This window comes from Mesorhizobium muleiense (genome assembly GCF_900099905.1).
Lineage (GTDB): Bacteria > Pseudomonadota > Alphaproteobacteria > Rhizobiales > Rhizobiaceae > Mesorhizobium > Mesorhizobium muleiense.
Genome location: NZ_FNEE01000030.1, coordinates 20,401 through 33,863 on the forward strand (window position 1 = coordinate 20,401; position 13,463 = coordinate 33,863).

The following is a 13,463-nucleotide window of genomic DNA, read 5'->3' on the forward strand; positions in this document are numbered from 1 at the left end:
GGATCGCGTAGAAACAAAGAGACGAAAAGGGTAAAGACGATGGCGAAAGCAGCGACCCCCCAGAAGGCGGCCCCGAAGACCGCCGCGACGGCGGCAGCACCGGCAAAGGCTCCGGCAGCGGCAGCGAAGGCGGCTCCGGCCAAGAAGGCGGCAGCGCCCGCCAAGGCTGCCGCGGCGAAGGCGCCGACCGTTGCCATCAACAAGACCGGCTTGGCCGGCAAGGTTCGCCAGGTCATCGGCGCCGTTGTCGACGTGCAGTTCGGCGAATATCTGCCGGCGATCCTGAACGCCCTGGAAACGTCCAATGTCGGCAATCGTCTCGTGCTCGAGGTGGCTCAGCATCTCGGCGAGAACACGGTGCGCTGCATCGCCATGGACTCGACCGAAGGTCTGGTGCGCGGCCAGGACGTCTATGACACCGGCGCGCCGATCACCGTGCCGGTCGGTCCGGGCATGCTCGGCCGCATCATCAACGTCATCGGCGAGCCGGTCGACGAGGCAGGCCCGGTCGACGGCATCGAGATGCGCTCCATCCACCAGCCGGCGCCGACCTATGTCGAGCAGTCGACGGAAGCACAAATCCTGGTCACCGGCATCAAGGTTCTCGACCTGCTGGCACCCTATGCCCGCGGCGGCAAGATCGGCCTGTTCGGCGGCGCCGGCGTCGGCAAGACGGTGCTGATCCAGGAATTGATCAACAACGTCGCCAAGGCGCATGGCGGCTTCTCGGTGTTCGCCGGCGTCGGTGAGCGCACCCGCGAAGGCAACGATCTCTATCATGAGTTCATCGAGTCCGGCGTCAACAAGAAGGGCGGCGGCGAAGGATCCAAGGCGGCGCTCGTCTATGGCCAGATGAACGAGCCGCCGGGCGCGCGCGCCCGCGTCGGCCTGACCGGGCTGACTGTTGCCGAATATTTCCGCGACCAGGGCCAGGACGTGCTGTTCTTCGTCGACAACATCTTCCGCTTCACGCAGGCTGGCTCCGAAGTGTCGGCGCTGCTCGGCCGAATTCCTTCGGCCGTGGGCTATCAGCCGACACTGGCCACCGACATGGGCGCGCTGCAGGAGCGCATCACGACGACGACCAAGGGCTCGATCACCTCGGTGCAGGCGATCTACGTGCCGGCCGACGATCTGACCGATCCGGCGCCCGCGACCTCGTTCGCCCACCTTGACGCGACGACCGTGCTCAACCGCGCGATCTCGGAAAAGGGCATCTATCCGGCCGTCGATCCGCTCGATTCGACCTCGCGCATGCTCGACCCGATGGTCGTCGGCGAAGAGCACTACCAGGTCGCCCGCCAGGTGCAGTCGATCCTGCAGCGCTACAAGTCGCTGCAGGACATCATCGCCATCCTGGGCATGGACGAGCTGTCGGAAGAGGACAAGCAGACGGTGGCCCGCGCCCGCAAGATCGAGCGCTTCCTGTCGCAGCCCTTCTTCGTCGCCGAAGTGTTCACCGGCGCGCCGGGCAAGCTGGTCGACCTCGCCGACACCATCAAGGGCTTCAAGGGCCTCTGCAACGGCGACTACGACCACCTGCCGGAAGCCGCCTTCTACATGGTCGGCGGCATCGAAGAAGCGGTCGAGAAGGCACAGCGCCTGGCGGCCGAAGCGGCGTGATTGGTGAATGGTCAATAGTGAATTGTGAATGGGGAGCAGCGGACAGGAAATCGAGGCTGAGTGAAGGTCTTTCGGACCATTCACCATTCACCATTCACCATTCGCTGAGTTGATCATGCCTGAAGCTTTCAAATTCGAACTGGTCTCGCCGGAGCGGCTGCTGGTTTCCGAGCAGGTCGAATCCGTCGTCATTCCGGGCGCCGAAGGTGAAATGACCGTCATGGCCCATCACGCGCCGGTCATGACCACGATCAAGCCCGGCGTCGTCACGGTAAAGACCGCGGAAGGCAAGGCAGAGCGCTACGTCGTGTTCGGCGGCTTTGCCGACATTGTTCCGGCCGGCTGCACGCTGCTGGCCGAATCGGCTGTAGCCGTCGGCGACATCGACCGCGCCGACCTCGCCCGCCGTATCCAGGAAGCCAGGGAAGACGTCGCCGACGCCAAGGACGACGAGACGCGCAGCAAGGCCGAGCAGTTCCTTAGCCAGCTCACCACACTCGAAGGCGCGATTTTGCCGGCATAGAGGGCAGGGCGCCACTTCCCTTCTCCCCTTGTGGGAGAAGGTGGATTGGCGCGCAGCGCCAAGACGGTTGAGGGGTGTTGGAAGAAATGAGGCGTCGGCGTTCTCGGGAACACCCCTCATCCGACCGAGCTTCGCTCGGCCACCTTCTCCCACAAGTGGAGAAGGTAAGTGGGCGGTCGGCCCATTAGCGAATCTACCGCGGCGCATGGCGCGTTTCAGGGCGGCCTCATGGCCTTTTAGTGACTATCCCCAGCGCTGTGAAAGCAGCAGCCACGCCGCCCTGGCGCAGGCGTTCGAGATGGGCGGCCGCGAGGTCGATCAGCGTCAGGCGCTCGGCACCGCCCTTGGCGAAGCCGGCCAGGTCGAACACCGCCACCACCGCTTCGCCAGCCGACAGATGCCGAGTGTCGAGTGCGGCCAAAGCCAGGTCGAGCGGGTCGGTGAAGTGGTTTTCCGGCAAGGCTTTGCCGCGCGCCTCGCAAGCCGCGATCCAGGCAGCCACCACCAGCATCAGATAGGCGGGCGGGGCACCGTCACTCATCCGCTCCATTGCCGAGGCAATGATGCGCTGGGGCAGTTTCTGGCTGCCATCATTGGCGATCTGCGCCGTCCGATGGGCGAGCGCGGTGTTCGAATAGCGCTTGGCAAGCTGGGCCGTGTAGTCGGTCGTGTCGAGCCCGGCGTCCTTCGGCAGTGTCGTGATCGCCTCGGCCCACAATCCGTCGACGAATTGCCGGATCGCCGGATCGGCGAAGGCGCGGTCGACCGTCTCATAGCCGCTGAGCAGGCCAAGATAGGCGATCGCCGAATGCGAGCCGTTGAGCAGGCGCAGTTTCATGTCCTCGAACGGCCCGACGTCACCGACCATGGTGACGCCGAACCTTTCCCAGGCCGGCCTGCCCGCCGGGAAATCGTCTTCGACCACCCATTGGCAGAACGGCTCGGTCATGACAGGCCAGGCGTCGACGACGCCGAGCTGGCCCGATATCCGTGCCCGGTCGGCATCGGTGGTCGCCGGCACGATGCGATCGACCATGCTCGACGGAAACGCCACTTCATCGGCGATGTGGCGGGCGAGATCGGTACCGCGCAAAGCGGCGAATTCGACCAGCAGCCGGCGCAGCGTGGCGCCGTTGGCCGGGAGATTGTCGCAGCACAGCACTGTGAATGGCTGGATACTGGCGGCGCGGCGGCGCGCAAGCGATTCGGCCAGAAAACCATGCGCCGTCCGCGGCATTTGCGGGTTGGCCAAATCGTGGACGATGTCGGGATGGGCTGTGTCCAGTCCGCCACCCGCCGCCCTGAGATAGGCTTTTTCGGTGATCGTCAGTGTGACGATGGCGGTGCGCGGATCGGTCAGCGCGGCCAGCACCGCACCCGGATCTTCCGGCGCCACCAGCATCGACAGGATCGAGCCGACGACGCGCAGGCTTTCGCTGTCGCTGCTCCTGACCGCCAGCGTGTAAAGTCCGTCCTGCGGCGCCAGCGCGTCGCGTGTGTCGGCGCTGCGCAGCGAGACACCGACAATGCCCCAATCCGTCTCTCCTGCCGCCAGGCAATCGTCGACATAGGCTGCCTGATGGGCGCGGTGGAATGCGCCGACGCCGAGATGGACGATGCCGGGTACGACACGGTTGCGGTCGTATCCGGGGACCGCGACCGAGGCCGGCAATGCCTGCCGCGTGCTGTTGGAAAGGCGTCTGTCTGTCATCGTGCGATGGGTCTGATCGAGCTCGTGCCGGGCGTGGCAGGCATGCGGCGTAACATCCGTTTCGTTCCCGCACAATGGGCTGACGTTGCGTTAAAGTCATCATACAACAATCTATTTTTTGTATGTTGACATTATTTCTTTCCGACCCTACCGATGGCCGGGATGGGAGGAACGACGTGGCCGCATTGACCGATCCGGATCTGCTGTTTCCGTCGGAGGCGCGTCCGCTGTCGCTCGCCCGCGATCTTTACGCCGCTGTCAAGGATCTGCCGATCGTCAGCCCGCACGGTCACACCGATCCGCGCTGGTATGCGCTCAACGAGGCGTTTTCCGATCCAGCGCAATTGCTTGTCGTGCCGGACCATTACATCTTCCGCATGCTGTTCAGCCAGGGCGTCCGGCTCGAGGATCTCGGCGTGCCAACGCTCGACGGCTCACCGGTGGAGACCGACGGCAGAACGAACTGGCGGCGCTTCGCCGAGCACTATCATCTGTTCCGCGGCACGCCGACGCGGCTGTGGCTCGACCATGTGCTTGCCCATCTGTTCGGCATCGAAGAGCCGCTGACGGCCGCAACCGCCGACGGCCATTACGACACGATCTCGTCCTTGCTGCAGTGGGAGAATTTTCGCCCGCGAGCCCTGTTCGAGCGCTTCAACATCGAGGTCATCGCGACGACCGAAGGCGCGCTCGACGATCTCAGATGGCACCAGATGATCCGCGACAGCGGCTGGGAGGGCCGCGTCGTCACCGCCTACCGGCCGGACGCCGTCGTCGATCCCGATTTCGAAGGCTTTTCTGCCAATCTCGATCGACTCGGCGACATCACCGGCTGCGATACCGGCAGCTGGGCCGGCTATCTCGATGCGCATCGCCAGAGAAGGGCCTTCTTCAAAAGTTTTGGCGCGACCGCGTCGGATCACGGCCATCCGACGGCAGAGACCGCCAATCTGTCGGATGCTGCCGCGCAGGAGCTGTTCAACCGCATCCGCCGGGGTTCGGACGACGAGCGTGAGCGAAAACTGTTTCGCGCCCAGATGCTGACCGAGATGGCCAAGATGAGCCGCGACGACGGGCTGGTCCTGCAGATCCATCCCGGCTCCTGGCGCAATCATTCGCCTGCCGTCTTCCACAAGTTCGGCAGGGACAAGGGTTTCGACATCCCGACCAGAACCGACTATGTGACGGCGCTGAAGCCGCTGCTCGACTGCGTCGGCCTGGAGCGCGACCTTGCAATCATCCTCTTCACGCTCGACGAGACCAGCTATGCGCGCGAACTGGCGCCACTCGCCGGCGTCTATCCTGCGCTGAAGCTCGGGCCGGCCTGGTGGTTCCACGACAGCCCGGAGGGCATGCGCCGGTTCCGCGAGATGACCACCGAGACTGCCGGCTTCTACAACACCGTCGGCTTCAACGATGACACCCGCGCCTTTCCATCCATCCCGGCCCGCCATGATGTTGCGCGTCGGGTCGATTGCGCCTTTCTTGCGCGTCTCGTCGCCGAGCACCGGCTCCGCGAGGACGAGGCGCACGAGCTGGCGCAGGAACTTGCCTATACGCTCGCGAAAAAGGCGTACCGGCTCTAACGGCGCTTGCCGCCATCGTTCAAACGGGAGGAACCAATGCTGCATTTTTCTAGACTGGCGGGAGCTACGCTACTGGCCGCCGCACTGATGGCCGGAACGGCAAGCGCCCAGACGGTCCTGCGCTCGTCCGACACGCACCCGGACGGCTATCCGACGGTCGAGGCGGTCAAATATTTTGGCGAGCTTGTGAAGGAGCGCACGGCCGGCCGCTATTCGGTCGATGTCTATCATTCCGCGCAGCTCGGCGAGGAAAAGGACACGATCGAGCAGGTGCGCTCGGGCGTGATCGACCTCAACCGCGTCTCGATGGCGCCGTTCAACGGACTCATCCCCGAAACCACCGTTCCCTCGCTACCCTACATCTTCCGCTCGGAAGACCATATGCACAAGGTCATGGACGGACCGGTCGGCGACCAGATTGCGGCGGCGTTCGAACAGGTCGGGCTGGTGCTGCTCGCCTTTTATGACGGCGGCGCGCGCTCCTTCTACAATTCGAAGAAGCCGATCAACTCTGTCGCCGATATGGCCGGCTTGAAATTCCGCGTCATCCAGTCCGACATCTTCGTCGACATGGTGGCCGCACTCGGCGCCAACGCGACGCCGATGCCGTATGGCGAGGTGTATTCGGCGATCGAAACCGGGGTCATCGACGGCGCGGAGAACAATTTTCCGAGCTACGACACCGCCAAGCATGCGGAAGTCGCCAAGCACTATTCGCTCGACGAGCACACGATGGTGCCGGAAGCCTTTGTCATGGCGAAGTCGAGCTGGGACAAGCTGACGCCGGAAGACCAGGCGATCTTCAAGGCGGCCGCCAAGGAAAGCGTCGCCAAGCAGCGTGAGCTGTGGGCCGCCAAGGTCAAGGAATCGCGTGCCAAGGTCGAGGCGGCCGGTTCGCAGATCACGACGCCGGACAAGCAGGCCTTCATCGACGCGATGGGACCGGTCTACGAAAAGCACGTCAAGGACGACAAGCTGAAGGCGATGGTCGAAGCCATTAGGGCCGTTCAGTGATCAAGCGGCGGCGCGGGCATTCCGCGCCGCCACCCTCTTGCGGAGAGAACCAGTGACCTCCAGCTCAGAACAGAGACCGTCCCTGTCCGGCATCGCGCGGGTGATGTCGCGCGTCAGCACGGCGGCGCTGTGGATCGCTGGCATCGGGCTGGTGCTGATGACCGCCTTCGTCGCCTGGCAGGTGTTCGGCCGCTATGTTCTGAACCGCTCGCCGAGCTGGACCGAGCAGGGCTCGGTGATGCTGATGAGCTGGTTCATTTTCCTCGGCGCTGCCGTCGGGGTGCGCGAGAACTATCACCTCGGCTTCGACGTCCTGCTCTACGTGCTGCCGAAAGGCGGCAAGCGTTGGCTGAGGATGATCTCGGATCTCGTCGCGCTCGCCTTCGGCATCGGCATGATCTGGTATGGCAGCCAGCTGGTCGCGCTGACCTGGGGCGCCACCTTGCCGTCGCTCGGCATATCGGGGGGCTGGGACTACGTCCCGCTTGTCGCGGGAGGCGCGCTCATCGTGCTGTTCACGCTGGAGCGCATCGTGCTTCGCCTCTCCGGTGCGCCGATCGACGATGCGCTCGATGAGCTGCCGCCGGCGGAAGTCGCAGCCGAACTCGACACAGCCAACGTGAAGGTCTGACGCCATGGAACTCTGGATACTTTTTGGCGTCTTCACTGTCCTGATGCTCATCGGCACGCCGATCGCTTTCTGCCTCGGCGTCGCAAGCTTTGCCACCGTTCTCTATATGGGCCTGCCGCCGCTCATCGTGTTCCAGCGCCTGAATTCCGGCATGAGCGTCTTTTCGCTGCTGGCCATTCCGTTTTTCATCTACGCCGGCGACCTGATGGTGCGCGGCGGCATCGCCAGCAAGATCGTTGCCTTCGCCGGCTCGCTCGTCGGCCACATGCGCGGCGGCCTCGGGCAGGTCAACATCGCGACCGCTACACTGTTCGGCGGCATTTCGGGCTCCGCCGTGGCGGAGGCAGCCGCGGTCGGCGGCTTGATGATCCCGCAGATGAAGGCGCGTGGCTATGGAGCGGATTACGCCGTCAACGTCACATCGATGGCGGCGCTGATCGCGCTGCTGCTGCCGCCGTCGCACAACATGATCATCTACTCGATCTCGGCAGGCGGAAAGATCTCCATCGCCGACCTGTTCACCGCCGGCATCATCCCGGGCCTGCTGTTGGCCCTGGCGCTGATGATCACCGCCTACTTCGTGGCGCGCTCGCGCGGCTATCCGACCGAGCCGTTTCCTGGCTTCGCCGCCGTCGCGCATCTTTTCGCCGTCGCGGTGCCAGGCCTGCTGCTGATCGCGATCATCTTCGGCGGCGTGCGATCGGGCGTTTTCACGGCCACAGAGAGTTCCTGCATCGCCGTCATCTATGCATTGCTCGTGACTGTCCTGGTCTACCGGCAGATGACCTGGGAAGGTTTCGTTCATGCCACCCATGGCGCCGTGCGCACCACGGCCATGGTGCTGCTCATCATCGGCATGGCAGCGGCGTTCTCGTGGTTGATGGCCTTCCTCAAAGTGCCGGCAGCGCTGATAGCCTCGATGAACGCGATCTCGGAAGATCCGCTGGTCGTGCTGCTCCTGCTCAACCTCTTGATGCTGTTCCTCGGCACCTTCATGGACATGGGGCCGACGATCATCATCTGCACGCCGATCTTCCTGCCCGTGGCGCAGGCCTACGGCGTCGATCCGGTGCATTTCGGTGTCATCATGATCCTCAACTTCGGCATCGGGCTGAACACGCCGCCGGTGGGCGCAGTGCAGTTCGTGGCGTGCGCGGTGGGCAAGATATCCGTCTGGGAAGCGATGCGCTCGATCTGGCCGTTCTATGGGGCCGGCCTCGTGGTGCTGGGGCTCGTCACTTACATTCCGGCCATCTCGCTATGGTTGCCGAGCGTCTTCAAATAGGGGCTGGCAATGGCATCGGACATGGCAATCAACCTGAAGGTCGAACGCAAGCCCAAGCTGTCGGAGACCGTGGTCGCGGCGATTCGCAAGCAGTTGCAGGCGGGCGAGATCCAGCCAGGCCAAAAGCTGCCGACCGAGGGTCGGCTGACCGAAACCTTCGGGGTCAGCCGCACCGTCATCCGCGAAGCGCTGGCCAAGCTTGCCGCCGACGGTCTGGTCGAGCCGCGCCAGGGCGCTGGGGTGTTCGTCACCGAGCATATCTCGACGATGTTCGGCACGCTGGCCGCGGACATCGGCAGCAAGGATTCGATCGCCCTCAACGTGCTGGAGGTGCGCCTGGCGATCGAGATTGAATCCGCCGGTCTGGCCGCTATCCGTCGCAATGCCGCGCAGGAAGCGGCGATCCAGGAGGCGTTTTTCGAGTTCGAGCGGCTGCTGTTGAACAGCGAGCCGACAGGTCCGGCCGACCTCGCCTTCCACCGGGCGATCGCCAGCGCCACCAACAATCCGTTCTATGTCGAGATGCTCGACGTGCTCGGCCGGCGCGCCATTCCTTGCGACGTGACATCGCCGTGGTCGACAGAACTCGCCCAATCCGACGCCTATCAGCGCGGCCTGCAAGACGAGCATCTGGTGATCCTGAACGCCATTACATCAGGCGATGCCGAGTCCGCGCGCGAAGCGATGCGCGCGCATCTCAGCGCCAGCCAGCAGCGCTATCGCGAGCGCCTGCATGCACGTCAGATCTTTTATGCCGATTCGGTCAAGGCCGCGGCAACCGAATGACCAATGAGGCAGCCCAATGGGACAGCAATGAATCACACTGACAATCACACCGACTTCACCTCGCGCTTCGCCATCGACCCTGTCACCGCTGCGGCGATGGGGACGGACGAGCTCCGCCACAATTTCCTGATCGAAGGCCTGTTCCAGCTCGGCCGCATCGGCCTGGCCTATACGCATTACGACCGCATGATCGTTGGCGGCGCCATGCCTGCCGGGACACCGCTTTCGCTGCAGGCGATCAAGCCGACCGGAACAGAGAACTTTCTCGATCGCCGCGAAATGATCGCCGTCAACATCGGCGGCGCCGGCATCGTGAAAGCCGGCGGCCAGTCCTACGAGCTGCAGCCGCGGGACATGCTGTATCTCGGCATGGGCGCCAATGAGGTGTCATTCGCCTCAGTCAATCCAGCCGAGCCGGCCAAGTTCTATCTGCTCAGCGCGCCGGCGCATCAGAGCCATCCCAGCCGGCTGATCCGCATCGGCGATGCCAAGCGGCTCGACCTCGGCAGTCAGGCGACCTGCAACGAGCGCTCGATCTTCCAGTTCATCCATGCCGAGGGTGTGAAGACCTGCCAACTCGTCGTCGGCATGACCCAGCTCGCCCCAGGCTCGGTCTGGAACACCATCCCGTGCCATGTGCATGACCGGCGCATGGAGGCTTATCTCTATTTCGACCTGCCGGAGACGGCGCGGGTGTTTCATTTCATGGGCGAGCCGGACGAGACACGCCATCTCGTCATGCGCAACGAGGAAGCGGTGCTGTCGCCGGGCTGGTCGATCCATTCGGGCGCCGGCACCTCCAACTACGCCTTCATCTGGGCGATGGCCGGCGACAATGTCGACTATACGGATGTCGACCCGGTAGCGATGGAAGAGCTGCGATGAGCGACCTCTCGGCTTTCAGCCTGGCCGGCAAGCGCATTCTCGTCACCGGCGCCAACACCGGAATCGGCCAAGGCATCGCCCTGTCGATCGCGCGCGCCGGTGGTGCGGTGGTCGGCGTCGGCCGCTCTGCAATGGATGAGACCGCGGAAAAGATCGCTGGTGCGGGCGGCGGCTTCGAGGCGGTGCGCTGCGATCTTGCCGACCACGCCGCCGCCCAGGCGATACTCGATCGCGTCTGGGACGAAACCGGGCCGCTCGACGGGCTGGTCAACAATGCCGGCATCATCCGGCGCGCCGACGCCGTCGATCTGGGGCAAGCCGATTGGGACGATGTCATGGACGTCAACCTGAAGACGGTGTTTTTTCTTAGCCAGAGCTTTGCCCGGCGCGTGCTTGCCGATCCCGAACGGCGCGGCAAGATCGTCAACATCGCCTCGGTGCTGAGCTTCCAGGGCGGCATCCGCGTCGCCTCCTACACCGCCTCGAAACATGGCGTGGTCGGCATTACCCGGTTGCTCGCCTGCGAATGGGCGTCGAAAGGCATCAACGTCAACAGTATTGCGCCCGGCTACATCGAAACCAACAACACCGAGGCGCTGCGTGCCGACCCGGACCGCAGCACCGCCATTCTGGCGCGCATTCCAGCCGGGCGCTGGGGCGGACCGGAAGACATCGGCGACGCTGCCGTCTTCCTGCTGGCGCCGGCGTCAAACTACATGCATGGCGCGGTGGTGCCGGTGGACGGCGGCTGGCTGGCGCGATGAGGAGCATGACAAGGATGTGGCGATGATCGGAACGAAGATCTTTACGCATGCCGGCGAGGGCGCGTGGACGCCGACCCCGGATGGCAATCGCAGGCGTGTGCTGCTGCACACGGACGAATTGATGATGGTCGAGTTCGGGTTCGACAAGGGCGGTGTCGGTGCGCTGCATTCGCACCCGCATGTCCAGGCGAGCTACGTCGCCGAGGGCCGCTTCGAGGTCACCATCGACGGCACGACCGAGATCCTGGAAACGGGAAGCAGCTTCATCGTCCCTTCCAACCTGATCCACGGCGTCAAGGCGCTCGAGGCCGGCCGCCTCGTCGACAGCTTTACCCCGCATCGCGCCGATTTCCTCGTCTGACAGTACGAGAACGCCCGCAGGTCACTACGCAGCGGCAGCCGAAGCAAAAAGCCCGCGCCTCCGGAGAGACGCGGGCGTGTTGCCTGGGCGCTTGTGGCGCCGCGGTACTCAAAACATCACCGCAGGACCTGAACCTGCCGAATCATGGTGAAGATAGGATTAATCGGCCCGAGCCGTTGCGCGATATTCACAGCCAAAGTGAATAGAGGCTGGAATCACGCTCGCATATCCGCCAATGAGGGGGATAACTTTTCAGACGGAGCCGACGGAGACAGGACTTGAGGAGCGTTCGAATGTCCGAATCGGCTGTCCAAGCGGTCACCCGACGATTCGCCAGGGAGCTTTGGCAGGTCACGTCGCCGCTGACTCGGGCCGTTTCCCCAATGCCTTTTCGGGCAGCGCTGATCATAGAAATTCCCTGATGCAGGCAGCGGCGGCGAGCGTCCCGGCGGAGGATCCCAAGCGGCGCGTCCTGAAGGACGTGTTCGGCTTCGACGATTTTCGTCCCGGCCAGGACGCCGTGACGGAGGCGCTGCTGGCCGGGCGTCATGTGCTGGCCGTCATGCCGACCGGCGCCGGCAAATCACTCTGCTACCAGGTTCCGGCGCTGGTCCTGGGCGGCCTCACCATTGTCGTTTCACCGCTGGTGGCGCTGATGCAGGACCAGGTCGCCGCATTGCGTCTTGCCGGCGTGGCCGCCGATACGATCAATTCCTCGCTCGACCGCGATGCCAATGTCGCCGCATGGCGCCGCGTCGCGGCGGGCCAGACGCGCCTGCTCTATGTTGCACCGGAGCGGCTGATGACCGCGCGGATGCTCGAGGCGCTGGCCAGGCTCGACATCCGGCTGATCGCTGTCGACGAGGCGCATTGCATCTCCCAATGGGGGCCGTCGTTCCGGCGCGAATATGAAGAGTTGTCGCGGCTGCGCGACATTTTCCCTGACGTGCCGATCATTGCGCTGACGGCGACAGCGGACGAGGCGACGCGCACCGACATCGCCGGACAATTGTTCGCCGGGCGTGTCGAAACCCTGGTGCTGGGTTTCGACCGGCCGAACATCAAGCTTGGCGTCGAGGCCAAGCAGGACAGCAAGCGCCAATTGCTGGGCTTCGTGCAGCGTCATGCCGGCCGCAGCGGGATCGTCTATTGCCTGTCGCGCAAGAAGACGGAAGAGATGGCGGCGTTCCTCGAGAAGAACGGCGTGCGCGCCCTAGCCTATCATGCCGGCATGAGCAAGGAGGCGCGTGAAGCAAATCAAAACGCTTTCATGACCCTGTCGGGCGTGGTGATGGTGGCGACCATCGCCTTCGGCATGGGGATCGACAAGCCGGACGTCGCCTATGTCTTCCACACCGACCTGCCGGGCAGCCTCGAAGCCTATTATCAGGAAATCGGCCGCGCCGGCCGCGACGGGCGGGCTGCCGAGGCACATATGCTCTTCGGTCTCGGCGACATTCGCATGCGGCGGCTTTTCATCGACGACGAGGACGCGCCGGCGGAGCATAAAAGGCGCGCGCATGGCCGGCTCGATACGCTGATCGGCTATTGCGAAACGGCCCAGTGCCGTCGCCAGATCCTGCTTGGCTATTTCGGCGAACCAGCAATGCCTTGCGGCAATTGTGACAACTGCCTTGACCAGACGCCGCATGCGGATGGCGAGGCGGAGGCGCGGATCGTCTTCGCGGCCATCGCGCAGACCGGCGAGCGTTTTGGCGCCGCCCATGTCGTCGATGTTCTGCTTGGCCTTGAAACCGAGAAGGTCCTGGCCAGGAACCACCAAAGGCTTGCCAGCTTCGGGACCGGTGTGGCGCGCAAGAAGGATGTCTGGCAGTCGCTCATCCGCCAACTCGTCGCGGGAGGGTTTCTGACTTTTGACTCAGGCGGCCATGGCGGCCTTGCAATCGCCGAAAAGGGCCGCGAGCTGGCCCGTGGCGAGGTCCCGTTCCGGTATCGCGTAGAGGTGCGGAACCGCGCGGCACAAGGCAAGACTCGTCCCACCCCGAATGCTGCCGCGGGTACTGAAGACCTGGATACCGCGCTTTTGGCCACGCTCAAGGCGGTTCGGCTGCGTCTCGCCCGGGAGCGCCAGGTGCCGGCCTTCGTCATCTTCTCCGATCGCACGCTGATCGATATGGCCGAACGCTGCCCGCGCGACCTCGACGCTTTTGCAGCAGTCAACGGCGTCGGTACCGCAAAGCTCAGGGAATTCGGCGAGATCTTCCTCGGTGCAATCGCTGCGCACCAATCCCGTGGATCGGTCTGAGACAGCCAAAGATCAAATCCGCGGTGCT

At 64.1% G+C, this 13,463-nt stretch carries 12 protein-coding genes; 11 read left to right on the forward strand and 1 reads right to left on the reverse strand.

Going from position 1 to position 13,463, the window contains the following annotated elements; genetic code table 11:
- Positions 1-39: 39 nt before the first annotated feature.
- Both atpD and BLT09_RS30205 read left to right on the forward strand, forming a co-directional pair.
- Positions 40-1,623 carry a F0F1 ATP synthase subunit beta gene (gene atpD, locus BLT09_RS30200; RefSeq protein ID WP_167366577.1) on the forward strand — a complete coding sequence of 528 codons (1,584 nt, stop codon included), beginning with the start codon at positions 40-42 and terminating at the stop codon, positions 1,621-1,623.
- Between the two features lie 115 nt (positions 1,624-1,738).
- Positions 1,739-2,146, forward strand: a complete 408-nt coding sequence (locus tag BLT09_RS30205; protein ID WP_027154563.1) for a F0F1 ATP synthase subunit epsilon — start codon at positions 1,739-1,741, stop codon at positions 2,144-2,146.
- 226 nt (positions 2,147-2,372) lie between these two features.
- Here the strand turns inward: BLT09_RS30205 and BLT09_RS30210 are convergent, their stop codons facing one another.
- Positions 2,373-3,857 (reverse strand): mannitol dehydrogenase family protein, encoded by a 1,485-nt coding sequence (locus BLT09_RS30210; protein ID WP_091600220.1) that lies wholly within the window; start codon positions 3,855-3,857, stop codon positions 2,373-2,375.
- Positions 3,858-4,033: 176 nt separating this feature from the next.
- On the opposite strand from BLT09_RS30210, the gene uxaC reads away from it, so the two are divergent.
- The 9 genes from uxaC to recQ all read left to right on the forward strand — a co-directional run bounded on the left by uxaC (position 4,034) and on the right by recQ (position 13,435).
- Complete coding sequence (uxaC, locus tag BLT09_RS30215; protein WP_091600170.1) at positions 4,034-5,443, forward strand: glucuronate isomerase; 1,410 nt, start codon at positions 4,034-4,036, stop codon at positions 5,441-5,443.
- A gap of 36 nt (positions 5,444-5,479) precedes the next feature.
- Positions 5,480-6,457 carry a TRAP transporter substrate-binding protein gene (locus BLT09_RS30220; RefSeq protein ID WP_027154560.1) on the forward strand — a complete coding sequence of 326 codons (978 nt, stop codon included), beginning with the start codon at positions 5,480-5,482 and terminating at the stop codon, positions 6,455-6,457.
- A gap of 103 nt (positions 6,458-6,560) precedes the next feature.
- Positions 6,561-7,088, forward strand: coding sequence for a TRAP transporter small permease (locus BLT09_RS30225; protein ID WP_091600171.1), 528 nt, complete (start codon positions 6,561-6,563; stop codon positions 7,086-7,088).
- A 4-nt stretch (positions 7,089-7,092) separates the two neighbouring features.
- A complete protein-coding gene (locus tag BLT09_RS30230) occupies positions 7,093-8,373 on the forward strand; it encodes a TRAP transporter large permease (protein ID WP_065011186.1) in 1,281 nt (426 codons plus the stop codon).
- Positions 8,374-8,382: 9 nt separating this feature from the next.
- Positions 8,383-9,159 carry a FadR/GntR family transcriptional regulator gene (locus BLT09_RS30235; RefSeq protein WP_023800077.1) on the forward strand — a complete coding sequence of 259 codons (777 nt, stop codon included), beginning with the start codon at positions 8,383-8,385 and terminating at the stop codon, positions 9,157-9,159.
- Between the two features lie 27 nt (positions 9,160-9,186).
- Positions 9,187-10,044, forward strand: coding sequence for a 5-dehydro-4-deoxy-D-glucuronate isomerase (kduI, locus tag BLT09_RS30240; protein WP_091600221.1), 858 nt, complete (start codon positions 9,187-9,189; stop codon positions 10,042-10,044).
- Positions 10,041-10,808, forward strand: coding sequence for a 2-dehydro-3-deoxy-D-gluconate 5-dehydrogenase KduD (kduD, locus tag BLT09_RS30245; protein WP_091600173.1), 768 nt, complete (start codon positions 10,041-10,043; stop codon positions 10,806-10,808). The genes kduI and kduD overlap by 4 nt, the downstream gene beginning before the upstream one ends.
- 22 nt (positions 10,809-10,830) lie before the next feature.
- On the forward strand, positions 10,831-11,169 hold the full coding sequence (locus BLT09_RS30250) for a cupin domain-containing protein (protein WP_167366578.1): 339 nt from the start codon (positions 10,831-10,833) through the stop codon (positions 11,167-11,169).
- Between the two features lie 421 nt (positions 11,170-11,590).
- Positions 11,591-13,435, forward strand: a complete 1,845-nt coding sequence (recQ, locus tag BLT09_RS30255) for a DNA helicase RecQ (RefSeq protein ID WP_091600175.1) — start codon at positions 11,591-11,593, stop codon at positions 13,433-13,435.
- Positions 13,436-13,463 lie beyond the last annotated feature (28 nt).

Excerpts from the sequence above, each read along its gene's own strand:
- atpD (WP_167366577.1), top strand. The coding sequence starts at position 40 with ATGGCGAAAGCAGCGACCCCCCAGAAGGCGGCCCCGAAGACCGCCGCG.
- BLT09_RS30205 (WP_027154563.1), top strand. The coding sequence starts at position 1,739 with ATGCCTGAAGCTTTCAAATTCGAACTGGTCTCGCCGGAGCGGCTGCTG.
- BLT09_RS30210 (WP_091600220.1), bottom strand. The coding sequence starts at position 3,857 with ATGACAGACAGACGCCTTTCCAACAGCACGCGGCAGGCATTGCCGGCC.
- BLT09_RS30220 (WP_027154560.1), top strand. The coding sequence starts at position 5,480 with ATGCTGCATTTTTCTAGACTGGCGGGAGCTACGCTACTGGCCGCCGCA.
- BLT09_RS30225 (WP_091600171.1), top strand. The coding sequence starts at position 6,561 with ATGTCGCGCGTCAGCACGGCGGCGCTGTGGATCGCTGGCATCGGGCTG.
- BLT09_RS30230 (WP_065011186.1), top strand. The coding sequence starts at position 7,093 with ATGGAACTCTGGATACTTTTTGGCGTCTTCACTGTCCTGATGCTCATC.
- BLT09_RS30235 (WP_023800077.1), top strand. The coding sequence starts at position 8,383 with ATGGCATCGGACATGGCAATCAACCTGAAGGTCGAACGCAAGCCCAAG.
- kduI (WP_091600221.1), top strand. The coding sequence starts at position 9,187 with ATGAATCACACTGACAATCACACCGACTTCACCTCGCGCTTCGCCATC.
- kduD (WP_091600173.1), top strand. The coding sequence starts at position 10,041 with ATGAGCGACCTCTCGGCTTTCAGCCTGGCCGGCAAGCGCATTCTCGTC.
- BLT09_RS30250 (WP_167366578.1), top strand. The coding sequence starts at position 10,831 with ATGATCGGAACGAAGATCTTTACGCATGCCGGCGAGGGCGCGTGGACG.
- recQ (WP_091600175.1), top strand. The coding sequence starts at position 11,591 with ATGCAGGCAGCGGCGGCGAGCGTCCCGGCGGAGGATCCCAAGCGGCGC.